The sequence below is a fragment of the Rathayibacter sp. AY1E3 genome (genome assembly GCF_002932235.1).
In the GTDB taxonomy this organism is placed as follows: domain Bacteria; phylum Actinomycetota; class Actinomycetes; order Actinomycetales; family Microbacteriaceae; genus Rathayibacter.
The window spans coordinates 41,610-65,892 of sequence record NZ_PSVN01000015.1; the positions used below are offsets into that span (position 1 = coordinate 41,610).

Genomic DNA, 24,283 nt, shown 5'->3' on the forward strand with positions numbered 1-24,283 from the left:
GAGTCGTCACAGAGCGGCGTCCTCACGGGGGAAGAGTCATCGTGGACGCATGTCAGCGCCATCGGACGGGACCCGCTCCCTCGTGATCGTCGGGGGAGGTCCCCGCGCGGTCGGGGTCCTCGAGCGCCTCGCCGCGAACGCCGCCGAGGACGCCCTCGGGCCGGCCGCGCTCGTCGTCCACGTCGTCGACCCGTACCCCGTCGGCCCCGGCCGGATCTGGCGCTACGAGCAGTCGCCGCTGCTGAAGCTCAACTCGCTCGCAGCCGACGTGACGATGTTCACCGACGCGAGCGCGACGATCGAGGGGCCGGTGCGCCCCGGACCCTCGCTGATCGAGTGGGCGGAGGCGGTGCGGGCCGGCCGGATCGCGCTCGCAGAGGGCGACGAAGCCGTGCGCCGCGAGCTCGACGGGCTCCGCGCCGACAGCTTCCCCACCCGCCGGCTGCAGAGCCTCTATCTGCGCTGGTTCCACCGGGAGGCGCTCGCCGCTCTCCGCCCTGACGTCGAGGTCCGCGAGCACGCGGCGCGTGTCGTCGAGGTGCTCGGCCGCGACGACGGTGCGCAGCGGGTCGTCCTCGACTCCGGCGACGTGATCGAGGCGGACCTGGTCCTGTTCTCGCTCGGGCACAGCGGCGCTCTGCCGACGGTCGACGAGACCCGGCTGGCCGGGTTCGCCGAGCGCCACGGCCTCGCCTACCTGCCGCCGTCGTTCACGGCCGACGCCGACCTCGGATCCCTCCGCGCCGGACGCGACGTGATCGTGCGCGGCTTCGGCCTCGTCGCGGTCGATCTCCTGGTGCTGCTCACCGAGGGCCGGGGCGGCCGCTTCGAACGGGACGACGCCGGCGGACTGCGCTACCACCCGTCGGGACGTGAGCCGCGCATCCTGATCGGCAGCCGCCGCGGGGTCCCCTACCACTCGAAGATCGGCTCGACGCTCCAGGGAGCCGCGCCCGAGCCCCGCTGGTTCTCGGCGTCCGTCGTGGAGGAGCTGCGCTCGCGACACCGCCCGCTCGACTTCAGCGAGGACGTCTGGCCCCTGATCGCCCAGGAGATGCTCTGGGGCTACTACCGTGAGCTCTTCACCGGGCACCCCGACCGGGTGAGCACCGACTGGACGCACTTCTCGGAGGTGTTCTCGCGGCTCGACCCGCGCGCCTCGGTCCTCGCCGGCTCCCGCGGCCCGCGACCCGAAGCGGGACAGGGGTACGCTCTCCCCGCACTCGGGGCCGACGCCGAGCGGGTCCTCGGAGATGCGCGGACCCTGACCGCGCTCGTCGCGGACACTGTGCCGGACAGCCTCGACAGGCTGCTCCTCCCCGATCTCGACCGCCCGTTCGCCGATGTGCGGTTCGCCGACGGCTCGGCGCTGCAGGAGGCGGTGCGCGCCTACATCCGGGACGACCTGGCTCTGCGCAGCCGGCAGGAGCACAGCGCCACGATGGCGCTCTTCCTCGCGCTTCTGCGCAGCCACTTCCTCGTCGCCGATCTCACCGCGTCCGCGAGGTGGACGCCCCGCTCGCGGATCGAGGATCTGCACGGATGGTGGCTCGGCTGGTTCAGCTTCCTCGCGAGCGGGCCGCCCGCGCACCGTCTCGAGGAGCTGCTCGCACTCTCGGACGCGGGCGTCGTCGACTTCCTCGGCCCGGGCATCCGTGTGGAGACCTCCGAAGAGGAGGGCCGCTTCGTCGCGAGCGGCGGGGCGACCGATCAGGTCGTCCTCGCTGACGCTCTCGTCGACGCGCGCCTCCCCCGGACGTCCGTTGCGAGGAGTGACGACGCGCTGATGCGAGCGCTCGTCGCGTCGGGGTCGGCGGTCGAGGACCTCGTCGACGTCGGCGACACTCTCCTGTCGACCGGGAGGCTGCGCGTGCACCAGGACGACACCCTGCTGCGCTCGACGGCGGGAGGCCGCGTCGGCCGCCGGTACGCGATCGGCCCGTACACCGACTCGCCGTTCGTCGGCGCCTTCTCCCGGCCGGGCACGAACGCGGTGTCGTTCCGCGAGAACGACAAGGTCGCGCGCGCGCTGCTGCGCCGCCTCCGCGCACTCGACGACGAGGAGCTCGTCCGAGCCGGCACCCTGATCCGAGGAGCACGATGACCGCCGCCCCACCCCTCAGCCTCGCCGTCGCCCTCGAGGGCGCCGGCTGGCACCCCGCGTCCTGGCGCGAGCCTGGCGCCCGTCCCGACGCGCTCTTCACCGGCGCGTACTGGGCGGACATCGTGCAGCGGGCGGAGCGCGGCGGGATCGACTTCGTGACGATCGAGGACTCCTTCGCCCTGCAATCGGCGGACCCCTTCCTGGCCGACGACCGCACCGACGAGGTCCGCGGCCGGCTCGACGCGCTGCTGATCGCCTCCTACGTCGCCCCCCTCACGAGCCGCATCGGTCTCGTGCCCACGGTCACCGTGACGCACACGGAGCCCTTCCACGTGTCGAAGGCCGTCGCGACGCTCGACCACCTGAGCCGGGGGCGGGGCGGTTGGCAGGTCAGGGTGTCGTCACGCGTCGACGAAGCCTCGCACGTCGGACGACGAATCGCGGCGATCGTGCCGCCGGAGCCGGGCACGCCCCTTCTCGAGGACCCCGCGATCCGCGCCGTCGTCGACGAGCTCTTCGAGGAGGCGGCCGACGCCGTCGAGGTCGCACGGAGACTCTGGGACAGCTGGGAGGACGACGCCGAGATCCGCGACGTCGCCACCGATCGCTTCCTCGACGCCGACAAGGTGCACCGCGTCGACTTCACAGGACGCTGGTTCTCGGTGCGCGGCCCCGCGATCACTCCCCGGCCGCCGCAGGGGCAGCCCGTCGTCGCCGCGCTCGCACACGCCGACATCCCGTACCGTTTCGCCGCGCGCTCGGCCGACGTCGTGTTCGCGACGCCTCAGAACGCAGCGGACGCCGAGAGGATCCTCCAGGAGATCGCCGAGGCGGAGCGCGGGGCGGGGCGCACGGGCGAGCGCCTGCGGGTCCTCGCCGACCTCGTCGTCGTCATCGACACCCCGGCGGAGTCCGCCGCGGCCAGACTCTCGCGCCTCGACGCTCTCGGCCGACCGCTCACCGGCGACGCCGCCGTCGCCGCCGGGTCGGCCGCGTCCGTCGCCGACCGCATCGCCGAGCTCTCACGGCTCGGCTACGACGGCGTCCGCCTCCGACCCGCGGTTCTCGCCACCGATCTGCCGCTGATCGCCGACGACCTCGTGCCCGAGCTGCGCCGACGCGGTCTGCTCGTCGGGACGGAGGAGGGCCGCACCCTCCGCTCAGCCCTGGGCCTGCCCACGTCGATCCCGAACCGCTACGCCTCCGAGGAGCAGTCATGACGCGGCGACCGAAGCAGATCGTCCTCGCCGCCTACGTGGGCGGGGTGAACGAGCACACCCTGTGGGAGCACCCCGACGCCGGCAGCCAGGTCGACTTCTCGACGTTCCGCCGCGTCGCAGAGACCGCGGAGCGCGGGCGGTTCGACTACTTCTTCCTCGCCGAGGGTCTGGCCCTGCGGGAGCGCGCGGGGCGCCCGTTCGACCATGACATCGCCGGACGACCGGACACTCTGCCGCTCCTCGCCGCGCTGGCCGCGGTCACGGAGCACATCGGCCTGGTCGGCACGCTCAACGCGACGTTCAACGAGCCCTTCGAGCTCGCCCGTCAGATCGCGACCCTCGACCACCTCTCAGGCGGACGAGCGGGGTGGAACGTGGTCACGTCCTTCGACGCCTTCACGGGCGCGAACTTCCGCCGCGGCGGCTTCCTCGACCGCGCCGACCGCTACGCCCGTGCCGAGGAGGCCGTCCGCGCGGTGACGACGCTCTGGGACACCTGGACCTCCGACGCCGTGCGAGCCGATGCCCCCTCCGGCGAGTTCCTCGCCGACTCGTCGACGGGGTCGTTCGCCGTCTCGAGCAGCCAGTTCGACGTCTCCGGCCGTTTCACCGTGCCGCGCAGCCCGCAGGGCCGCCCGGTGATCGTGCAGGCGGGCGTCTCTCCGCAGGGTCGCGACTTCGCGGCGTCGAGCGCCGACGTGATCTTCTCCCCCTACCACCGGGGACCTGAGGCGCACGAGTTCGCGCGCGACATCGCGGCCCGGGTCGCGGCGGCGGGTCGCCCGGCCGGCTCCGTGCGGATCCTCCCGTCAGCCGCCGTCGTCCTCGGCGGCACCGCTGCGGAGGCGGAGGAGAGAGCGCGGTGGATCCGCGATCAGCAACTCACACCGCGCACGATCCAGGTGCTCTTCGAGCAGGTCTGGAACCGGGACCTGTCGGGCTTCGACGTCGACGGGCCGGTACCCGATCTCGAGCCCGACCTCGAGGCGCCGCCGCTGATCGAGGGCCGCGCACTGATCCACGGTGATCGCGCGGGGACCGTGCGCGCCTGGCGTGCGCTCGCTCAGGAGCGCGACCTCACCCTCCGCGGTCTCGCCGAGACCGTCTTCGACCGCACGGAGTACGTGGGCACGGCTGAGCAGGTCGCCGACCGTCTCGACGAGTTCGTGCAGAGCGGAGGCGGCGACGGGGTCGTCCTCGGATCGCACCTGCACCCGGGTGGTCTGGACGAGTTCGTCGACCGCGTCGTGCCGCTGCTGCAGGAGCGCGGTTCGCTGCGCACCGAGTACGAGGGCACGACCCTGCGGGAGAACCTCGGCCTGGAGATCCCCGCCCGGCCGTGACCTCATCCCCTCCGCCCCCTCTCCGACCTCCGAAGGAAGACCATGACCGACGCCTACTACGACCGCGCAGCCGACCGCCGCTACACCGCCGCCTACAAGAAGGAGACCCCCGACGTCCTTGCGGCGTTCACCGCCTTCGACACCGCCGTCTTCGCTCCGCAGGGTCGCGAGATCCCGCTCAAGTACCGCGAGCTCATCGCCTACGCCGTGGGCATCAGCAAGCAGTGCGTCTACTGCATCGACGGCCACGGCCAGAACGCCGTGCGCGCCGGTGCGACCGAGACCGAGCTCGCCGAATCAGCCTGGGTCGCGGCCGCCATCGGAGCCGGAGCCGCCTTCGCGCACGGCCGACTCGGCTTCAAGCTGACCGAGGACCACCCGCACTGATCGTGCCCCCGCCCCAGTCCCTCCTACCGATCGGCCGATCATGACGAACGAACCCGCCTTCAGCATCACCCTCACCCCCTTCGACGAGGACTACTCGCCGGCCCAGAGCTCCCGGATCACCACCAACTTCGCGAATCTGGCCCGCGGCGAGCGCCGCCGGGAGAACCTCCGGACCGCGCTGCGGATGATCGACGACCGGTTGAACGATCTCGTGCCGGGCGACGATCCGAGCCGCGGCCGCTACACGGTCGGGCTCGACATCGTCTCCGTCGGGCTGCGGCTCACCACGGACGGCGAGGACCGGGAGTTCCCCCTGCTGGAGGTCCTGCGCACCCGGATCCTCGACCGCCGCACCGGCCGATGTCAGCCGGGGACACTGGGGAACAACTTCTCCTCCTACCTCCGCGACCACGACTTCAGCGTGCGGCTGCCGGCGGTCAACGCCTCGCAGGCCGGCTTCACCGTCCCCGACGACTTCGGCGTCCTGCACGGCGCGCTCTTCCAGCACTTCCGGGACTCCGCGCAGTACGCGGAGCTCTCGTCGGCGCCGCCCGTCATCTGCATCAGCGTCTCGACGAGCAGGACGTACCGGCGCACCGGGACCCTCCATCCGGTCCTCGGCGTCGAGTACCGGCAGGACGAGCTCTCGCTGACCGACCGGTACTTCGCGGAGATGGGCCTCGGGGTCCGCTTCTTCATGCCGCCCGGCAGCACGGCGCCGCTCGCGTTCTACTGCGGCGGCGACCTGCTGGAGGACTACTCGGACCCCCAGCTCATCGCCACCATCAGCACGATGGAGACGTTCCAGAGGATCTACCGGCCCGAGATCTACGGCGCGCGCTCGGCCGCCGCCGACGTCTACCGGCCGGACCTGGAGCAGCAGGACTACGTGCGGCCCGCGGTCTCCTACGACCGCGAGGAGCGCGGCCGGCTCGCGGTCGAGCAGGGGCGGTTCGCGGAGGAGCACCTCATGAAGCCGCACGGGGAGCGGCTGCGGCAGTGGGCCGCCGGGTACGCGGGAGCGGTCCGATGAGCGCCCGCGGATCCTCGACGTCCCTCCCGCTCCTGCCCACCTCGATCGCCGGCAGCCTGCCGAAGCCGTCGTGGCTCGCGCAGCCGGAGACCCTGTGGTCCCCGTGGCGCCTGACCGGCGACGCCCTGGCCGAGGGCAAGCAGGACGCCCTGCGCGCCGCTGTCCACGAGCAGCACCACCGGGGCCTGGACATCGTCAGTGACGGGGAGCAGACCCGGCAGCACTTCGTCACGACGTTCATCGAGCACCTCACGGGCGTCGACTTCGAGCGGCGCGAGACGGTGCGCATCCGCGACCGGTACGACGCGAGCGTGCCGACGGTCGTCGGCGCCGTGGGCCTCGAGATGCCCGTGTTCGCCGACGACGCCCGGTTCCTGCGCGAGCAGACCGATCAGCCGATCAAGTGGGCGCTGCCCGGCCCGATGACGATGATCGACACCCTCTCCGACCGGCACTACGGGAGCCGCGAGAAGCTGGCGTGGGAGTTCGCGAGCATCCTCAACGAGGAGGCGCGGGCCCTCCAGGACGCCGGAGTCGACATCGTCCAGTTCGACGAGCCCGCCTTCACCGTCTTCTTCGACGAGGTGCACGACTGGGGTGTGGCCGCGCTGGAGAGGGCGGCGGAGGGACTCCGCATCGAGACCGCGGTGCACATCTGCTACGGCTACGGGATCAAGGCGAACACCGACTGGAAGGCGACCCTCGGGTCGGAGTGGCGGCAGTACGAGGAGTCGTTGCCGCTCCTCCAGCAGTCCTCGCTCGACATCGTCTCGCTGGAGAGCCACCACTCCCACGTGCCGATGGAGCTGATCGAGCTCGTCCGCGGCAAGAAGGTCATGCTCGGAGCGATCGACGTGGCGAGCGGGACCGTCGAGACGCCCGAGGAGGTCGCCGACACCCTGCGCCGCGCCCTCCGGTTCGTCGACGCGGACCTGCTCCTCCCCAGCACGAACTGCGGCATGGCACCGCTGCCCCGCGACCTCGCCTGGGGGAAGCTCAGCGCGCTGAGCGCGGGAGCGGCGATCGTCCGCGAGGAGCTCGCGCCCTGACGGGCCTCCGGGGAGACGTGTCGCGGCCGGCCCGTCTCCCCGGAGGTCCCGCCCGCCTCACCCCTCCGCTCGCGCCTCCTGCGCCGCGATGTCCTTCATCGCCAGGTCCGCCCGGCGGAACTGGTCCGTCTCCGGAAGCGCGAGGTGCAGTCCGGCGACGGTCGTGAGCGAGACCGTCACCTCGGCCACGGTCACGTCGAGGACGTGCCCGCCCTTCTCGCGGGCGTCGTCGACGTAGTGCAGGTGGTACCCGGGGACCGACACGGCCTGCTCGAACTGCGGAGTGCGGAAGCCCGCGATCGTGCCGCGGGTGTCGGCGATGCCGGTGACGCTCTGGTGGGCGGTCGCCTCGATCAGGGGCGGGTACGGCTCGGTCTGCGCGCCCACGGTCCGGGTTCGGACCTCGGTGAACCGGCCGTCGATCCGCAGGGCGACGGGGATGTTCCCGCCGTCGACCGCGTCGCCGATCAGCCGGGTGAGGCCGGCGAGACCGGTCGGCTCCTCCACCGTGAACGTCGTGGTCGCGTGGAAGGGCAGCACGGCGGCGAAGGGCGTCCGGTCGTCGCCGTCCGCGACCTGGACGGAGCCGTCGCTGCGCAGGTGGTAGCAGACGCCGTCGACGATCACCATCTCGCCGTCCAGGTGGTTGAAGGTGCCCAGCCCGAGGTCGCCGTGGGTGAGCAGCTCGCGGATCGTCAGGTCCCCGTCGTAGACCCCGGCCAGCAGCGCGGCCATGGTCGAGCTCTGGTAGATCGCGTAGTCGTCGGTCGAGTCGACCGTGTGCGTGCTCATTCGAAGGCGTCCTCGACCAGGTGGGCGGCGATGTCGACGTTGCGGCTGTAGTCCACCGCGACGTCGATGATCGAGACGCCCGGCTCGGCGAGAGAGGCGCGGAACGCCTCCTCGAACTCGGCGAGGCCGCTCACCCGCCTGCCCGTGGCGCCGAACGCCGCCGCGAACTTCTCGATGTCGTAGTCGCCGAGCTGGACCCCGGATTTGCGGCCGTACTTCAGCAGCTGCTGGAAGCCGACCATGTCGTAGGTGTCGTCCCGCATGATCACGTGCGTGAACGAGAGGCCGAGCCGCGTCGCCGTCTCGATCTCCGTCGCGGAGAACAGGAAACCTCCGTCGCCCGAGACGGAGACCACCGGGGTCCCGGGGCGCAGGAGGCTCGCCGCCATGCCCCACGGGAAGGAGACGCCGAGGGTCTGCTGCCCGTTCGAGAAGAGCAGGTGCTTGGGCTCGTACACGCGGAAGTGCCGGGCCATGAAGATGTAGTTCGAGCCGATGTCGCAGGCCACGGTGGCGTCGTCCGAGAGCAGGTCGCGCATCAGGAGCACGAGGCGGGCGGGATCGACGGTCCCGGGAGCCGCCTCGGCCGTCCGCGCCGCGTCGTCGATCCGCTCCAGCTCGCTCCGGTGCCGGGCGACCCGGTCGGCCGCGTCCTCGTCGAGCTGCAGGCCGGAGACGAGGGGCGTGAGGGCCGCGACCGTCTGCGCGAGATCGCCCTTCAGCTCCAGCGCCGGCAGGTAGTGGTTGTCCAGCGGGGCGTCGACGGAGTCGATGTGGACGATCCGGCGGTCGACGTCGCTGTTCCAGATCACCGGGTCGTACTCGACGGCGTCGTAGCCGATCGCGACGACGAGATCGGACTCGGCGAGGGCGAGGTCGGCGGGCTGGTTCTTGAAGAGGCCGACGCGGCCCAGGTAGTGGTCCTCGAGCTCGCGGGAGACGAGGCCGGCCGCCTGGAACGTCTCGATCACCGGCAGCTCCGTCTCGCTGATCAGGACCCGCAGTGCCGCCACGGTCGCCGGCTCCGACGCGCGGAGTCCCACGAGGAGGACGGGCCGCTCCGCCGTGTTGATCAGGTCGGCGGCGTGGGCGAGGTCCTCGGCGCGCGCCGGACCGCTCGTCGGCCCCGTGGCCGCCCGGGTGATGACCTGCGAGGTCGGCGCGGCCATCACGCTGGCCGACAGGACGACCGCCGCGGCGCCGCGGGGCTCGGTGACCGCGGCGCGGAAGGCGTTGCTGACCGCCTCCGAGACGTCGTCCGGATCCGTCGACTCGACCGTGTACTTCGTCACGGTGGTGAGGAAGGCGGCCGCGTCCATCGACTGGTGCGTGCGCTTGAGGCGGTCGGAGAGCTGCACGGCCCCGGCGAGCGCGACGACCGGGTCCTGCTCCGTGTTGGCCGTGAGCAGGCCGGTGGCGAGGTTGGTCGTGCCGGGGCCGGAGGTCACCAGGACGACGCCCGGGCTGCCCGTGAGCCGCCCCACCGCGGCGGCCATGAAGGCGGCGTTCTGCTCGTGCCGGCAGACGATCAGCTCCGGCCCCTCGTCGGCGAGGACGTCGAAGACCGCATCGATCTTCGCTCCCGGGATCCCGAAGACGTACTTCACGCCGTTGGCGGTCAGGGTCTCGATCACCCGCCGTGCACTGCGCGTCTCGACGTTCGGCTGCTCCATGGTCCGCTCCGCTCTCTCCTCGGTTGTACCGACGAGCGTAGGAACGGGGGCACCCGGAGCGACCCGGTCAGATGACTCGTTCCCACCGGTGCATCTCCGGCGGCGTACCGATCGCAGTGACGGAGCGCTCGGGCGGGACACGCCCCGCTCCCCCGCCGACGGTCTGCTCCGAGAGTCGTCCGACGCTCGCCGCGACGTCCCCGGCCGTGATGGACTTGCCCGCATGATGATCTCTCCGCGCGAGTCCGCGCACGACATGAAGGCAGGCGTCTGATGGCCGAGGAGCGCGCGATCCTCGCGGGCGGATGCTTCTGGGGGCTCCAGGAGCTCATCCGCGACATGCCGGGCGTCTTCAGCACCCGCGCCGGGTACGCCGGCGGCAGCACGCCGAACGCGACCTACCGCCACCACGGCGACCACGCGGAGGCGGTCGAGATCGAGTTCGATCCCGAGCAGCTCTCCTACCGCGACCTGCTCGAGTTCTTCTTCCAGGTGCACGACCCGACGACGAAGAACCGTCAGGGCAACGACATCGGCACGGCCTACCGCTCCGTGATCCTCTTCCTCTCGCCTGAGCAGGAGAGGGTCGCGCGTCAGACGATCACCGACATCGACGCGTCGGGCCGCTGGCCCGGACCGGTCGTCACCGAGGTCGAGCCCGCCGGCGAGTTCTGGGACGCCGAGGAGGAGCACCAGGACTACCTGCGCAAGCACCCCGGCGGCTACACCTGCCACTGGGTCCGGCCGAAGTGGGCGCTCGACGCCTGATCCCGGTCACGCGGGACGCGGGGCCCCGGGCTCCGCTCCCGCGGGCACGGCTCGCGCGCGGTGCGCGAAGAGAAGCACGACGGCGACCGCCGAGAGCACCAGGGCCGGCGTCGGGGCCCAGGCCGGAGCGAGCGTCACGGTCGCCGCTCCGACGACGGCCCCGACCGCGAGGCTCGCGACGATGAGCGCCTGGACGGTCCTCGACCCGGACGAGCGCTCGGCGAGCTCCTGCATCAGGCTCGTGAGCGTGCCCGTGACGAACGTGGTCGTCAGGCCTGCGGCGCCGGAGATCCGCTTCGCGAGCACGGTCTGCAGCCCCAGCGCCGCCGCGCTGGTCGCGATGAACGCGCACTCCACGAGCAGCGACGTGCCCCCCTGCACCGTCGGCCAGGCGACCGCGACGGCGAGCTGCAGGACGACCCCCACGAGCGCGATCGCGCGGAGCGGACGTCTCCCGTCGCCGGTCGACGGCGTGCGCGCCCGGGTCGTGCGGAACCCGGCGTAGACCGCTCCGGCGAAGAAGACGATCGCTGTGACCGCTCCGGCCGCGGTCGTCAGCCAGGCGGAGCGGGGGTACAGCCCCAGCAGCACCAGGTTGCCCGTCATGTTCGCGGTGAAGATGCCGCCGAGCAGGAGGAACGCGAACGCGTCGGTCGCGCCCGAGGCGATGGCCAGCAGCACCAGGGCGAGCCTGAGGCGCGCGGGGCCGGTCACCGCCGTCACGCGCGGCCCTCACCCATGGAGCTGCCGCCAGGTGACGATCTGCTCTCCGCGGAGCTCGTAGCTCCCGAAGCAGCGGAGCCAGTGGCCCTCCCCCGTGTCCGAGCGGAGGTGCAGGGCGTGCTCGGTGAGGACGACGCTGCCGGCGACGGCGATCGTGACGAGGGCGATCCGGATCTCGGTGAACGCCCGGTGGACCTCGTCGCACATCTCGAGGACCCGCGCCCGCCCCGCGATCTCCTGCGAGCTCGACGCGCTGTAGACGACCTCCGGATGCAGGAACGGGACGAGCTGGCGGCTGTCGCGAGCGCTCCACACCTCGAGGAAGTCGCGCACGACCAGCTCGTTCTCGATCATCGCGACGCCCCGCACCGATGCGTCCTGCCAGCTCTCGGCCATGGGTCCTCCCGCCGTCCCCGCACCGACACTCGTCGATGGCGACGAGCCTGCCCGAGAGCGCCCCGGGCGCCTACGCGTCGGATGACCCGATCTCCCCGCCGGCGGGCTCACCGCGCGTGGGCCGTCGCCAGCTCGCCCCAGTGCGTCGTCGCCCGGAGCGAGAGGGCGTCGCGCTTCATCGTCCACACCGGCCCCGTGCGGATGCCCGCCAGCCCGAGGCCGACCGCGGACCGGCCGTGGCGCTTCGTCACGGCGTCGATGGTGGCGCCGAGGCCCTTCGTGTCGAAGGCGGTGTGGAAGATCTCGAGCAGCGCGTGGGAGTGCCGCGGCGACAGGTTCGTGAGGATGACGCCGGCCCGCACGTAGCGCGCGCCCTCCCGCAGCCGCGGGCGCAGGGTGCCGATCGCGGCCCTCACCATCGCCACCGGGTCGTCCGTGGGGACGGGGAAGCCGGCCAGGCCGCCGGCGGACTCGTACGGCGCGTCCGCGAACGGCGACGTCGACGCGAACACGCTCATCGTCCTGGTGACCGACTCCTGAGCGCGGAGGCGGTGGGCGGCGCGCTGCGCGTAGACGGAGAGCACCTGCTCCATGTCGGAGATCGTCGTCACGGGAGTGGCGAACGACCGGGAGAAGATCAGCTGGTCGCGGACGGTGCGGGCGGCCTCGAGGGGGATGCAGTCGACGCCGCGCAGCTCGTAGACGGAGCGCTGCAGGACGACCGAGAACTTCTTGCGGATAAGCACGGGGTCCGCGTCGCGGAGGTCGCGGACGGTGTGGATGGACAGCTCCGCGAGGCGCTTCCCTGTGCGGCCGGCGACTCCCCACAGCTCGGTGACGTGCTGCGAGGCCATGAGCGCGTCGAGCTGCTCGGGCGTGTACCAGTCGGTGTCGCAGACGCCCCCCAGGCGCGGGTGCTTCTTCGCTCCGCCCTTGTTGACGAACTTCGCGAGAGTCTTGCTCGGCCCGAATCCGACGCAGACGGGCAGGCCGACGTTCTTCGCGACGGCCGCCCGCATCGCCCGGCCGATCTTCGCCCGCTCCGCCACGTCGCCGTCGACGCCGAGGAAGGACTCGTCGATCGAGTACACCTCCTGCCAGGCGGAGTAGCGGCCCAGCAGCTCCATCACGCGCGCGGACAGCTCGCCGTACAGCTCGTAGTTGCTCGATCGGGCGATCACCTCCGGGAGGCGACCGGAGCGGATGAGCGGCTCGATCTGGAACCAGGGCGTGCCGTTCTCGATCCCGAGCCTCTTCACCTCGTCGGAGCGGGCGACCACGCAGCCGTCGTTGTTCGAGAGGACGACGACCGGCCGGCCCGCGAGCCTCGGATCGAACAGCCGCTCGCAGGAGACGTAGAACGAGTTCACGTCGACCAGGGCGATGCGCCGCTCAGAGCGCACGGTGCAGCCGGTGGAGGCAGACGGTGACGACGCCCCACACCTGGAGGTCGCTCAGCTCGGCGACGTGGATCGGCGGGTACTCCGGGTTCTCGGCCCGCAGCACCACTCCCCCGGGGTGCAGCTCGAGGCGCTTGACGGTCAGCTCGCCGTCCAGGATCGCGATGACGACGCTCCCGTGCGTCGGCGTGATCGACCGGTCGACCACGAGTTCGTCGCCGTCGCTGATGCCCGCGCCGACCATGCTCTCGCCCGAGACGCGGACGATGAACGTCGACGTCCTGTCGCGGATCAGGTGGTCGTTGAGGTCGAGGGACCCGTCGAAGTAGTCCTGCGCCGGCGACGGGAACCCCGCCGCCACCGCCTCGCTGGTGACGAGGAAGGTGACGGCGACGGCGTCCGAGGCCGGAGTCGCGATGCGCTCCACGACGGTCACGCTCATGGTCGACTCCCTCCTCGTGGTATGGAACGTGTGTTCGAACGCGTCCGAGTGTAGGTCGGGGGCACCGACATTCGGGGGGCGCTCGGCGCCGTCCTCGACCGCCGGCGAGGAGGATCACCGGCGACGCCGCTGGGCGCACGGAGGAGTGGCGCGTCGGCCGACGCGGGCCCAGCCTCCCTGGAGCCTTCTCCGGCACGATCCGACCTCATCCCCTCGGAAGGAGCCCCTCCCATGCGCGCATCCCGTCCCCTTCCCGGCGACCCCTGGCCGTCGGAGATGGTCATCACGGTCGAGGACAACCCCTCGGCGCTGCTCGAGCTCCTCTGGATCCGCGAGGCGCGGGGCCTCACCCCGGCGGGCGACGGGCCGCCGCCGCTCGAGCGGTCCCCGGAGCGGGTCGGGTCGGCGGAGCCCGGCGCCGACGAGCAGCGCGCCTGGCCTCAGCTGTGGCAGGACTGCGTCGAGCATCTGGCGGTCGAGACCGGCCCGCTCCTCCGACGGCTCTCCAGCACCGCCGACGGATCGCCCGAGCGCGCACGCCTCCTCGACCTTGCTCGCGGCCCCGGCTGGCGCGAGCACTTCGGCGACGACTCCCTTGGAGCCCCCTTCCGCGCCTGGCACGACGAGCTGCGGTCCGCCCGGATGGACGCGCGGGACGTCCCGCTGGACGCCGCCCCGGAGCGGCGCTGCCTCGGCTCCCTCGTCCCCGCCTGGGTGGCCGGACTGAGGACGGTGGTCACCCTCCCCTGCCGCGGCGAGTACACGCGCGCCGTCTCCGGCTCGGTACTGCTCCTGACCGACAGCGACCACCGGGACCCGGACCGCTACGCGGCCGCGCTCCGCCGGTTCGCCGACGGCTCTCTGGAGTGACGGGGCACGGATCTCCGGATCGGATGAACGCTCGCGCGCTCCGGACGGTATCCCCCTCCGAGCCGCCGATCTCCGGCGACCGCAAGTCTCGAGGAGTGCACGATGACCAGGAACATCAGAGTCGGTATCGCAGCTGTCGCCGTCGCGGGCGTGATGGCGGTGGCACCCGTGCTCGCCGGTGCGAGCAGCGTCGCTCCCGCCGCGGCGACCAGCGACTCCAGCAGCGCGTCGGACAGGAACCTGATCAACGCGGTCCGCTCCGTAGCGGCGAAGCTGCGGGTCGTCGGACTCTCCGACGGCGGCACGAAGCTCGTGCAGTTCAACCCGACCAAGCCCGGCAAGGTCACGAACCGCGTCGCCGTCACCGGCCTCACCGGCGGCGACACCGCGCTCATCGGCATCGACTACCGGGTCCAGGACGGCGCCCTCTACGGCGTCGGCGACAACGCGGCGAGCGCCGGCGTCTACTCCATCAACCCGTCCACCGGCGTGGCCACCCAGGTGACCCGTCTCACCGTGGCGCTGAGCGGCACCTCCTTCGGCGTCGACTTCAACCCCGCCGCGAACGCGCTCCGCGTGGTCAGCGACACGGGCCAGAACCTCCGTCAGCCGTTCGCCACCGCGGGCGCCGCGACGGTCGCCGACGGCACGCTCAGCTACGCCGCGCCCGCCGTGGCCACCGGTGTCGCCGGGGCCGCGTACACGAACAACGACCTCGACGCGAACAGCGCGACCACCCTGTTCGTCCTCGACACGGCCCTCGACCAGATCGCCATCCAGTCCCCGGCCAACGCCGGCACCCTGGCGCCGACCGGGAAGCTCGGCCTCGACGCAGTGGGTGCGACCGGCTTCGACATCTACTCCGTCCTCCGCAACGGCAGCTCCATCGGCTCGGTCGGCCTCGCCGCCGTCAACGGGTCGCTCTACGAGATCGGACTGCTGAACGGCACGGCGACTCCGCTCGGCGCCATCGGCGCGGACGTCACGGACATCGCCGTCCCGCTCGTCCAGCGCTGACCCGAAAGGCTCCCGGCGACCGCGCCCCTGCCGACCGACGCTCCCGGTGAGCGCCGGTCGGCAGGACGCCGGTCGGCAGGACGCTCCGGCGGGCCGCCGGGGCCGAGAGCCCTCGTCGGAAAGTTCACTCAGCTATGCATCACCGTTCACCCACCGATGCGGCGATGAGGAGTGAGATGAGCGTGCCCCTTTCCGGGGTCTCACCTCTCAAGGAGTCCACGACGTGACACGACTGTTCCGCTCCGCGAACCGCGGACGCTCCGCTCTGGCCCTCTCGGCCGCTGCTCTGGTCTGCGCCGCCGCCCTGGCCGCACCCGGCGCCGCCACTGCCGTCGGTGCCGCCGACCTCTCCGCCACCGGCGGAGCCGCCCGCATCTCCCCGGTCGACGCCGACCTCTCCGACTCGCTGCGCGCAGCGGTGAAGGAGCAGGACGCGAAGAACGTCATCCTCCTCATCGGGGACGGCATGGGCGATTCGGAGATCACCGTCGCCCGCAACTACCAGTACGGAGCGGCCGGCCGCTTCCCCGGGATCGACGCCCTGCCGATCACCGGCCAGTACACGACCTACTCGCTCTACCGCGCGGACGACCCGGCGACGGGCGCCGTCAAGGGCGCCCCGGACTACGTGCCCGACTCCGCCGCCACCGGCAGCGCCTGGGCCACCGGCACCAAGACCTACGACAACGCCATCTCGGTCGACATCGACCAGCAGCGCAAGGACACCCTCCTCGAGATCGCGAAGGCGAACGGCCTGAAGACCGGCAACGTCACCACCGCCGAGATCCAGGACGCCACCCCGGCCGTGCAGGCCGCCCACGTCGACGCCCGCAGCTGCTACGGACCCGACAGCGCGAGCTGCGGCGACGACGCGCTGGAGAACGGCGGACTCGGCTCGATCAGCGAGCAGATCCTCGACACCCGCGCAGACCTGACCCTCGGCGGAGGGTCGGCCAGCTTCGCGCAGGTCGCCCGCGCCGGCGACTGGAGCGGCGAGCCGCTGTTCCAGCAGGCCGCGGAGCGCGGCTTCCAGGTGCTCGGGGACGCCACGACTCCCGCCACCGCCGCGCAGCTCGACGCGCTGACCGTCGCCGACCAGGACGCGCCCGTGCTCGGACTGTTCAACTCCGGCAACCTGCCCGTCCGCTACGCGCCCACCCCGGCGACGGTCGGCGGAGCGGACGCCGCCCCGCATACCTGCGTCGCGAACCCCGACCGTCCGGCCGAGCAGCCGACGCTCCGCTCCATGACCGAGAAGGCGATCGACCTCCTCGACACCGGCGACCAGGGCTTCTTCCTCCAGGTCGAGGGCGCGAGCATCGACAAGCAGGACCACGCCGCGAACGCGTGCGGCCAGATCGGCGAGACCGTCGACCTCGACGAGGCCGTCCAGGCCGCGCTCGCGTTCGCCGAGGCGGACGGGAACACCCTCGTCATCGTCACCGCCGACCACGCCCACTCCAGCCAGATCGTCGACTCCACCCCGCCGACCTCGCTCAGCACCGCGCTGAAGACCGCCGACGGCAGCACCATGAAGGTGTCGTACGGCACGGCCGCCGAGGGCGGATCGCAGCAGCACACCGGAACGCAGCTGCGCATCGCCGCCTACGGGCCGGGCGCGGCGAACGTCGCCGGGCTCACCGACCAGACCGACACGTTCTTCACCATCACGAACGCGCTCGGAGTGGACCGCGACATCCGCTCGATGAGCTTCGGAGCCACCGCCGAGCTCTCCGGCTCGTCGTTCGGCCCCGGAGCCGACGTCACTCTCACCGCGAAGGGCTTCAACGGAGACACGCAGCTGATCGGCTCCGCGCCCCTCTTCACGGACCGCACCGCGACCCGCGACCTCGCCGGCGGCGGCCTCACCGTCACGGCGAAGGCGCCCGCCACGCCCGGCGACTACAGCGTCACGGTGACCGGCGACCAGACCGGCAAGGCGATCACCCTGCCGTTCACCGTCACCGAGCGCCCGAAGTCGAGCACCCCCATCACCGACAAGGTCAAGGACATCGGCGGGAAGCTGATCGACAAGATCCGCCAGCACTGAGCACTCGTCGGCCCGGCTCCTCTGGAGGAGCGCGGGCCGACGGAGTCGCGGGAAGGGCCGTCCCTCGGGGCGGCCCTTCCTCGCGTCCGGGGGGGGTGTCGGCACGACCGGACCGGTGAGCCCGCCTCCGATCAGGACGCGCCGACTCCCGGCGACCGGTCGCGATGCGGCACGGCCCCCGCGCGCTGCACGATCGAGCGGATCAGCGCTTCGAGCAGCAGCGCCGCCCGGCTCGCTGTCAGCGGAGTGGGCTGCCGATCCGACGAACCACTGCGACTCCCCTCGGAGGAACAGCCCGCTGCTCGAAAAGGTCCGGCTCATCAGAGGGAAGCGCGACTCGGCGGTCGGTGCGGTTGATGTAGAAATCGAACCCGCTGCCGTCGATCGTCCGCCGCGAGTGGAAGACGGCGCCGACCATCTCCGACGGGAGCTCGGAGGCCACTCCGGCGGCCTCGAGAAGTTCGGCGACGACATCGAGGAGGTCACCCCCTCGGAGACGGGTCGAGACGTAGGAGGCGCTGCCCGCTCCGGCCGCGCGCCGCGTCACCGCCGGCTCGCCCGCGTGCGGTCCTGTCGCGTAGCGGCGGACCACCCGCGTCTCAGGACTGCGGAGCTGGATCCCCTCGGTCCACAGGGATCCGCGCAGGTCACCCTCCAGCAGGACGTGCTCCTCCTCGAGGAGCGGGTGGAACTCCTCCACTCGGATGCCGAGGAGGTCGCGCAGAGCACCCGGGTAGCCGCTGGCGACGACGTGGTCGTTCTCGTCGGCGATCCCCGAGAAGTACGTGGTGATCAGGTTCCCGCCGCCCTCGACGTAGCCGGTCAGCTCGCGACCTGTCCGCCCGGAGACGAGGTAGAGCATCGGAGCGACGACGACGTCGTACGGGGTCAGGTCGGTGCCCGGGGTGATCACGTCCGCGCGGACGCCCGCGTCGGCGAGCGCGCGCCACCAGTCCAGCGCCTCGCGTCGGTAGCGCAGCAGCGTGCTGGGGTGCGATTCCAGCTCGCTCGCCCACCAGGAGTCCCAGTCGAACAGGACGGCGACCGGGGCCGCCTCGCGCCGGCTCCCCGCCACATCGTCCAGCCGGCGCAGCCGCTCCCCCAGCTGGACGACGTCGCGGAACAGCTGGCTGTCCTCGCCTGCGTGGGGCAGCATCGCGGAGTGGAACTTCTCCGCTCCGGCGACGGACTGCCGCCACTGGAAGTAGCAGACGGCGTCGGCGCCGTAGGCGACGTGGGTGAGGGCGTCGCGCGCCACCTCCCCCGGCTGCTTGGGCTGGTTGACCGGCTGCCAGTTCACCGCGCTGGTCGAGTGCTCCATCAGGAACCAGGGCGATCCCTGCGCGACGCCTGAGGTCAGCGCCGCTGAGAAGGCCAGCTCGTCGAAGGACTGCTCCCCGGCGAAGCGGTAGTGGTCGTTGGAGACGAAGTCGACCTCCCGCGCCCAGTCGTCGTAGGCGGCGTGGTTCTTGCCCTCCATGATCATGAAGTTGGTCGTGACCGGGATGTCGGGGGTGATCCGCCGCAGCACCTCGCGCTCGGCGACGAGGTACTCCTTCAGGGCGTCGGAGGAGAAACGGAGGAAGTCCAGGCGCTGGGTCGGGTTCGGCAGGGCCGCCACCAGACGCGGAGTGAGCACCTCCTCGAACGAGCTGTAGCGCTGCGACCAGAACGCTGTCCCCCACGCCGCGTTGAGGCCGTCGATGCCGGTGTAGCGGTGCTCGAGCCAGGTGCGGAACGCCCGCGTGGCGTCCTCGGAGTGGTCCCAGGCGTTGTGGCAGCCGAGCTCGTTGCTGACATGCCAGGCGACGATCGCGGGGTGGTCCCGGTAGCGCTCGGCGATGCGCTCGACGAGCTCGAGGGCGTGCGCTCGGAAGACCGCCGAGGTGGGACGCCAGTGCTGCCGGCCCCCGGGCGAGAGGATCCTGCCGTCGGCGGTGACGGGGAGGATCTCCGGGTGGGCCAGCGTGAGCCAGGGCGGCGGGGAGGCGGTCGCCGTCGCCAGATCGACTCCGATGCCTCCGGCGTGCAGCAGGTCGAGGACCTCGTCGAGCCAGGCGAAGTCCCACTGGTCGGGGGCGGGCTGGATCTTCGCCCAGGAGAAGATGGCGACGGAGACGACGTCGACCCCGGCCTCCTGCATCAGCCGGACGTCCTCGGCCCAGACCTCGCGCGGCCACTGATCCGGGTTGTAGTCGGCGCCGAAGGAGATGCGCGGGGTGCGCTCCTCGCCGGTGCGGAGCCATCGGTGGTTCATGGGAGCCTCTCGTCGGTGTCCGGGCGCCGTGAAGACGGCGACCGCGGGTCGTGTGGGGTCGAGCGCGGGTCGAGCGCGGGTCGAGCGCGATCAGGCGGAGCGCTGGGAGAGCGGGGAGATGACGAGCTCGTCGATCCGCACGTGGCGGGGTGCGTCGACCACGAACATCGCCGAGCGGGCGATATCGGCGGGCGCGAGCATCACCGATCGGGCCGCCGCGCCGGGGATCTCGGGCCGCTGGCGCAGGAAGTCGCTGTCGATGTCCCCGGGGCAGAGGAGTGTCGCGCGGACGCCCGAGTCCGCCTCCTGGTCGTTGAGGGTGCGGACGACCGGCGCGAGCGCCGTCTTCCCGGCGCTGTAGGCGACTCCGGCGCCGGGCGAGGGGCGCCAGCCCGCGATCGAGGAGACCACGACGATCACGCCGGATGCGGCGCGCAGTCCCGGAAGTGCGGCGTCGGCACTGCGGACGACGCCGAGGAGGTTGGTCTGCACGACGCTCGCGAACTCCGCCATCGACTGGTCCGCCCACGCCCGCCGCGGGGTGTTGGCACCGGCGGAGAGAATGACGGCGTCCAGGCGGTCGGTGCCGGTCGCGGCGGCGATCGCCTCGACGCGCTCACGGGCGTCGTCCGCGGCGACGTCGAACGGCAGCTCGAGGGCGGTGCCGCCTGCGGCGCGGACGAGTCCCGCCGTCTCGGACAGCTCGGGCGCCCTGCGCCCCGAGAGGGCGACGGTCCACCCCCGCTCCCCCAGGGCCGTCGCGCAGGCGCGCCCCACTCCGCTTCCGGCTCCTGTCACCCAGGCGACTCGCATCTCCGCGTCCATGAGATCTATAATAAGCAGACTTTTTAGAACGACGGGGGTAGGACATGCTGATGGATCTCACGGATCGGGTCGTCCTGGTGACGGGTGGCGGCCGGGGCATCGGGCGGGCGCTCGCTGAGCGGTTCGCCCTCGAGGGTGCGAAGGTGGCGGCGTTCGACGTCGCCTTCCCGGAGGGCGCGCCCGAGGGCGTCCTCCAGATCGAGGGTGACGTGACCGAGCCCGACTCCGTGGCGAGCGGCGTCGCTCGCGTCGCCGAGGAGTTCGGCGGTATCGATGTCCTGGTCAACAACGCGGGCATCAACGTCGAGGGCCGGGTGGAGGATCTCGATCTGGCCGCCTGGCGCCGCTGCTTCGACGTGAACGTCGGCGGCGTGTTCCTGATGTCGCAGGCGGTGCTTCCGCATGTGAAGGCCTCCGGTCATGGACGCATCCTCAACGCGGCCTCGTTCGCGGCGATCGTCCCCTCGGTGGGCGCGGCCGCCTACGGCGCATCGAAGGCGGCCGTCGTGCAGTTCAGCCGGGTGCTCGCCGGCGAGCTGGGGCCGTGGGGCGTCACGGTCAACGCCTACGCTCCCGGTATGATCCCGAGCGCCATGAACGGTTTCGAGACGATGCCCCAGGCGGCTCAGGACCGGCTGCTCGACACGCTGACCCTCCGCCGCTGGGGCACCGCCGACAGCATCGCCGATCTGCTCGTGTTCCTCGCGAGCGACGCCGCCGACTACATCACGGGCACGCTCATCGACGTGAGCGGCGGAAAGCTCGCCACGCAGCTCCCGCAGCGCGCCTACGAGGGAGTGGTCCCACCCGTCTCATGACTCATCAACGCTCCCTCGTCGACACCATCGGCACCGCCATCGTCGGTGGAGATCCGCCGACGGGCACGGTGCTGAACATCGAGACGCTCACCCGCGAGCACGGCGTCTCGCGGTCGGTGATCCGAGAGGCTCTGCGCATCCTCGAGACGCTCGGGATGATAGTCGCCCGCCAGCGGGTGGGGATCACCGTCCTCGGCCGCGAGCACTGGCAGCTCCTGGATCCGCGGGTCATCGCCTGGCGGTCGCACACGGACGACGCGCAGATCCAGCTCCGCGAGCTCATGCAGCTGCGCACCATCATCGAGCCGGCGGCGGCGGAGCTCGCCGCGGTCCAAGGCACGGAGGAGCAGCTGACCGCGATCGTCCGGGCCGCCGAGGAGATGACCGCGACCTACCGCGACCGGCGCGTCGCCGCGTTCACGCGGGCCGACCTCGACTTCCACTCCGCGATCGTCGTCGCGGCCTCGAGCTCCGTCCTCGCGCAGCTCTCCGACACCGTCCTCGCCGCCCTCCGGCTGCGCTACTCCGGCAGCGTGCCGGTGTTCGACGAGGAGGGCGAGCGGGCCCTGGCCATCCACGTCCGGCTCGCCGACGCGCTCACCGCACGCGACGCCGGAGCAGCGGTCGGCCTCACCCGTGCGCTCGTCGATCAGACCCGGGGCCGCCTGGAGGAGCCCGTGGAGCACCCGGACGACGCGGTCGCGGCGACGCCGGGAGGCGGCGCATGAGCTCCGCCGTCCCCGCCTACTGGGAGGCCGCGGTGTGCATCCCGCCCGTGTCGCATCACGCCGAGGGCCCGCTCTGGGACCCGCGCGGCGACACGCTGATATGGGTCGACCAGTACGCGGGACTCGTCCGCTCCGCGACCCCGGAGGGTACGAGCTTCCTGCTCCGCCCCCCGATCGCCTTCGACGGTCCCGTGGGCGCCGTCGTCGGAGACGTGCGCGGCGGCTGGCTCGTCGCGGCTGCGGACGGCCTGTGGTCCCTCTCCCCAGAGGGCACCGTCCCCCCCGTCGTCGACGTCCTTCCGCGCGACGGCGTGCACCGGCGCATGAACGACGGGAAGGTCGATCCGGCCGGCCGGTTCTGGTTCGGCACGATGGCGATGGACAAGCGCTCGGGCGCAGGCTCCCTCTACGCCCTCGACCAGGGCGTCGTCACGGAGGCGGTCCCCGAGGTCACGATCTCCAACGGTCTGGCCTGGTCCCCAGACGGCGGCACGATGCATTACATCGACACCCCGACCCACCGCATCGACCGGTATCTCACGGAGGGGTCCGCCCTCCGTCGTGACGGATCGCTCGATCTGTCGTCGCGGCCAGGGAGCCCGGACGGCATGACGATCGACGACGAGGGGGCGCTGTGGGTAGCGATGTGGGGTGCTTCGGCAGTGCATCGCTACGACCCCTCCGGCGAGCTGATCGGTGTCGTCCACGTCGACGCCCCGCAGGTCTCCAGCGTGACCTTCGGCGGACCCGATCTGGACACCCTGTTCATCACGACGTCCCGCGAGGACTACTCTCCCGCCGATGCCGCCGCGCACCCTCTCGCCGGAGCGCTGTTCCAGGCGCGGCCGGGAGTCCGCGGCACAGCGGCCGTCCTGTACCGGCCCTGATCGCTCCGCGCCGATCCTCTCCGGTCCCGCGGAGCGCGGCGGCTGTCGCGGGACAGTCGATCGCGCCCTCGACCGCGCAGGAGAGCGCGGCGCGGGGAGGCCCCGCGCCGCGCTCTCGTATCGCTCAGCGACTCCGTATCACTTGTTGACGGAGAAGCCCTGCTGGTCGCCGTACTCGACGAGCTGGTCCTGCCAGTCCATCAGTCCGCTGCCGATGTCCTCGTGGTTGACGAAGGACTGACCGACGGTGTCCGGGAAGACACTGTTGGCGTAGACCTGGAAGGGCAGGTACTGCCAGCCCGTGCTGACGGTGCGGGACGCTTCGACGAGGATCTCGTTGATCGCCTGCCCGCCGAAGTACTCGGGGGTCTGCGCCAGGAACTCGTCCGACTCGAGGTCGGCGACGGTCGCGGGGAAGCCGCCGGACTGGAGGAAGATGTCGATGCTCTCGTCGTCCGAGTTCAGCCACCGCACGAACGCAGCGGCCAGAGCCTTGTTCTCGCTCTGCTCGAGCACGACCTGTCCGCCGCCGCCGTTCTCCGAGTTGCCGCCCGTGCTGCCGCCGTCGGCGGTGGGCAGGGCTGCGGCGCGCCAGTCGCCCGCGGCCTCGGGCACGGAGGACTCCAGCACGCCGGGCATCCAGGCCCCGCTGAGGAGCGTGGCGATGGTGCCGTCGCCGAGTGCGCGGTACCACTCGTCGCTCCAGCTCGGGATGTCCGGCAAGAGCTCGCCCTCGGTCAGGCGGGACCAGTTCGCGGCGAAGGCCTGAGAGCCCTCGTCCTCGAGGTCGACGGAGATCGTCGTGCCGTCGTCCGCGACCTCGAACGGGCGGCCGCCGGCCTGCCAGATCATGCTCGTCGCGAAGCCGGGGTCGCTGGTGTCGCCGGCGATGTAGGCGTCGGGGTTCGCTGTGTGCAGCTTCTGTGCGGCGGCGTAGTACTCGTCCCAGGTAGTGGGGACCTCGATGCCGTACTGGTCGAAGACGGCCTGGTTGTAGAACATGGCCATGGGGCCGGAGTCCTGCGGCAGGCCGTACAGGCCGCCGCCGATGCTGACCGAGCTCCAGGGACCGGTACTGTACAGATCCTCGAGGTCGGCGAGGCCGTACGGAGTCAGGTCGACGAAGGAGTCGGCCAGCGCGAACTGCGGGATGGCGAAGTACTCGACCTGGGCGACGTCGGGCGCGCCGGAGCCGGCGGTGATCGCGTTCTGCAGCTGCGTGTACTCGGTCGTGCCGGTGCCGACGTTCACGACGTTCACATCGACGTTCGGGTAGGCCTTCTCGAACGCGGCGACCTGCGCCTCGGCGGACGGAGTCCATGTCCAGTAGGTCAGGGCGCCGCCCTCTTCGAGGGCCGCGTCCAGGTCGGCCGCATCGGCGTCCGAGTTCGTCGCGCCGCCGGCGGCGGAGCAGCCGGAGAGCACCAGGCCGAGGGTGAGCGCGGCGCCCGCCAGGGTGCCGAAGCGGCCGAGACGCCGCCTGCTGGTGGAGTGAGTCATG

At 71.9% G+C, this 24,283-nt stretch carries 22 protein-coding genes; 13 read left to right on the forward strand and 9 right to left on the reverse strand.

Annotated features, from left to right (window positions below; translation table 11 throughout):
* Positions 1 to 49 precede the first annotated feature (49 nt).
* From C5C53_RS12690 to C5C53_RS12715, 6 genes are read left to right on the forward strand one after another with little or no spacing between them, the layout of a single operon-like run.
* Positions 50 to 2,104 (forward strand): FAD/NAD(P)-binding domain-containing protein, encoded by a 2,055-nt coding sequence (locus C5C53_RS12690; protein WP_104257615.1) that lies wholly within the window; start codon positions 50 to 52, stop codon positions 2,102 to 2,104.
* On the forward strand, positions 2,101 to 3,324 hold the full coding sequence (locus tag C5C53_RS12695; protein ID WP_104267701.1) for an LLM class flavin-dependent oxidoreductase: 1,224 nt from the start codon (positions 2,101 to 2,103) through the stop codon (positions 3,322 to 3,324). Before C5C53_RS12690 ends, C5C53_RS12695 begins: the two co-directional genes overlap by 4 nt.
* The gene (locus C5C53_RS12700) at positions 3,321 to 4,667 is read left to right on the forward strand and encodes an NtaA/DmoA family FMN-dependent monooxygenase (RefSeq protein WP_104223292.1); all 1,347 of its coding nucleotides are present in this window, start codon (positions 3,321 to 3,323) and stop codon (positions 4,665 to 4,667) included. The genes C5C53_RS12695 and C5C53_RS12700 overlap by 4 nt, the downstream gene beginning before the upstream one ends.
* A 42-nt stretch (positions 4,668 to 4,709) precedes the next feature.
* Positions 4,710 to 5,054 carry a carboxymuconolactone decarboxylase family protein gene (locus C5C53_RS12705; RefSeq protein ID WP_104223293.1) on the forward strand — a complete coding sequence of 115 codons (345 nt, stop codon included), beginning with the start codon at positions 4,710 to 4,712 and terminating at the stop codon, positions 5,052 to 5,054.
* 40 nt (positions 5,055 to 5,094) lie between these two features.
* Positions 5,095 to 6,087: a putative oxygenase MesX gene (locus C5C53_RS12710; RefSeq protein ID WP_104267702.1), complete on the forward strand. Its 993-nt coding sequence runs from the start codon at positions 5,095 to 5,097 to the stop codon at positions 6,085 to 6,087.
* Complete coding sequence (locus C5C53_RS12715; RefSeq protein WP_104267703.1) at positions 6,084 to 7,136, forward strand: methionine synthase; 1,053 nt, start codon at positions 6,084 to 6,086, stop codon at positions 7,134 to 7,136. Before C5C53_RS12710 ends, C5C53_RS12715 begins: the two co-directional genes overlap by 4 nt.
* Before the next feature lie 57 nt (positions 7,137 to 7,193).
* Here C5C53_RS12715 and budA read toward each other — a convergent pair whose 3' ends face one another.
* A complete protein-coding gene (budA, locus tag C5C53_RS12720) occupies positions 7,194 to 7,928 on the reverse strand; it encodes an acetolactate decarboxylase (RefSeq protein ID WP_104267704.1) in 735 nt (244 codons plus the stop codon).
* Entirely contained in the window at positions 7,925 to 9,601 is a 1,677-nt protein-coding gene (alsS, locus tag C5C53_RS12725; protein ID WP_104267705.1) for an acetolactate synthase AlsS, read from the reverse strand. Before alsS ends, budA begins: the two co-directional genes overlap by 4 nt.
* A gap of 273 nt (positions 9,602 to 9,874) precedes the next feature.
* On the opposite strand from alsS, the gene msrA reads away from it, so the two are divergent.
* The gene (gene msrA / locus C5C53_RS12730; protein WP_104267706.1) at positions 9,875 to 10,369 is read left to right on the forward strand and encodes a peptide-methionine (S)-S-oxide reductase MsrA; all 495 of its coding nucleotides are present in this window, start codon (positions 9,875 to 9,877) and stop codon (positions 10,367 to 10,369) included.
* 6 nt (positions 10,370 to 10,375) lie between these two features.
* On the opposite strand, the gene C5C53_RS12735 is transcribed toward msrA, so the two are convergent.
* The 4 genes from C5C53_RS12735 to C5C53_RS12750 all read right to left on the reverse strand — a co-directional run bounded on the left by C5C53_RS12735 (position 10,376) and on the right by C5C53_RS12750 (position 13,330).
* On the reverse strand, positions 10,376 to 11,092 hold the full coding sequence (locus C5C53_RS12735; protein WP_104267707.1) for a YoaK family protein: 717 nt from the start codon (positions 11,090 to 11,092) through the stop codon (positions 10,376 to 10,378).
* 9 nt (positions 11,093 to 11,101) lie between these two features.
* Positions 11,102 to 11,488 carry a nuclear transport factor 2 family protein gene (locus tag C5C53_RS12740; RefSeq protein WP_104262240.1) on the reverse strand — a complete coding sequence of 129 codons (387 nt, stop codon included), beginning with the start codon at positions 11,486 to 11,488 and terminating at the stop codon, positions 11,102 to 11,104.
* Positions 11,489 to 11,595: 107 nt separating this feature from the next.
* Positions 11,596 to 12,891: a Y-family DNA polymerase gene (locus C5C53_RS12745; protein ID WP_104267708.1), complete on the reverse strand. Its 1,296-nt coding sequence runs from the start codon at positions 12,889 to 12,891 to the stop codon at positions 11,596 to 11,598.
* Entirely contained in the window at positions 12,881 to 13,330 is a 450-nt protein-coding gene (locus C5C53_RS12750) for a LexA family transcriptional regulator (RefSeq protein ID WP_104233991.1), read from the reverse strand. Before C5C53_RS12750 ends, C5C53_RS12745 begins: the two co-directional genes overlap by 11 nt.
* A gap of 231 nt (positions 13,331 to 13,561) precedes the next feature.
* Between C5C53_RS12750 and C5C53_RS12755 the strand changes: the two genes are divergently transcribed.
* From C5C53_RS12755 to phoA, 3 genes are all read left to right on the forward strand, one after another.
* Positions 13,562 to 14,200 (forward strand): hypothetical protein, encoded by a 639-nt coding sequence (locus C5C53_RS12755; RefSeq protein WP_104267709.1) that lies wholly within the window; start codon positions 13,562 to 13,564, stop codon positions 14,198 to 14,200.
* A gap of 102 nt (positions 14,201 to 14,302) precedes the next feature.
* Complete coding sequence (locus tag C5C53_RS12760) at positions 14,303 to 15,217, forward strand: DUF4394 domain-containing protein (protein WP_219813981.1); 915 nt, start codon at positions 14,303 to 14,305, stop codon at positions 15,215 to 15,217.
* A 223-nt stretch (positions 15,218 to 15,440) separates the two neighbouring features.
* A complete protein-coding gene (gene phoA, locus C5C53_RS12765) occupies positions 15,441 to 17,267 on the forward strand; it encodes an alkaline phosphatase (RefSeq protein WP_308470984.1) in 1,827 nt (608 codons plus the stop codon).
* Positions 17,268 to 17,505: 238 nt separating this feature from the next.
* Here the strand turns inward: phoA and C5C53_RS12770 are convergent, their stop codons facing one another.
* The gene (locus C5C53_RS12770) at positions 17,506 to 19,524 is read right to left on the reverse strand and encodes a beta-galactosidase (RefSeq protein WP_104267710.1); all 2,019 of its coding nucleotides are present in this window, start codon (positions 19,522 to 19,524) and stop codon (positions 17,506 to 17,508) included.
* Positions 19,525 to 19,614: 90 nt separating this feature from the next.
* Positions 19,615 to 20,349: an SDR family oxidoreductase gene (locus tag C5C53_RS12775; RefSeq protein WP_104267711.1), complete on the reverse strand. Its 735-nt coding sequence runs from the start codon at positions 20,347 to 20,349 to the stop codon at positions 19,615 to 19,617.
* 50 nt (positions 20,350 to 20,399) lie between these two features.
* Here C5C53_RS12775 and C5C53_RS12780 point away from each other — a divergent pair, with 50 nt between their 5' ends.
* Genes C5C53_RS12780 through C5C53_RS12790 form a run of 3 tightly spaced genes read left to right on the forward strand, consistent with a single transcriptional unit; the run spans position 20,400 to position 22,782 of the window.
* A complete protein-coding gene (locus C5C53_RS12780) occupies positions 20,400 to 21,167 on the forward strand; it encodes an SDR family NAD(P)-dependent oxidoreductase (RefSeq protein ID WP_308470860.1) in 768 nt (255 codons plus the stop codon).
* Positions 21,164 to 21,895, forward strand: a complete 732-nt coding sequence (locus tag C5C53_RS12785; protein WP_104223306.1) for a FadR/GntR family transcriptional regulator — start codon at positions 21,164 to 21,166, stop codon at positions 21,893 to 21,895. The genes C5C53_RS12780 and C5C53_RS12785 overlap by 4 nt, the downstream gene beginning before the upstream one ends.
* Positions 21,892 to 22,782 (forward strand): SMP-30/gluconolactonase/LRE family protein, encoded by an 891-nt coding sequence (locus C5C53_RS12790; protein ID WP_104267712.1) that lies wholly within the window; start codon positions 21,892 to 21,894, stop codon positions 22,780 to 22,782. The genes C5C53_RS12785 and C5C53_RS12790 overlap by 4 nt, the downstream gene beginning before the upstream one ends.
* A 138-nt stretch (positions 22,783 to 22,920) precedes the next feature.
* Here the strand turns inward: C5C53_RS12790 and C5C53_RS12795 are convergent, their stop codons facing one another.
* The gene (locus C5C53_RS12795; RefSeq protein ID WP_104233995.1) at positions 22,921 to 24,282 is read right to left on the reverse strand and encodes an ABC transporter substrate-binding protein; all 1,362 of its coding nucleotides are present in this window, start codon (positions 24,280 to 24,282) and stop codon (positions 22,921 to 22,923) included.
* Position 24,283: the final 1 nt, after the last annotated feature.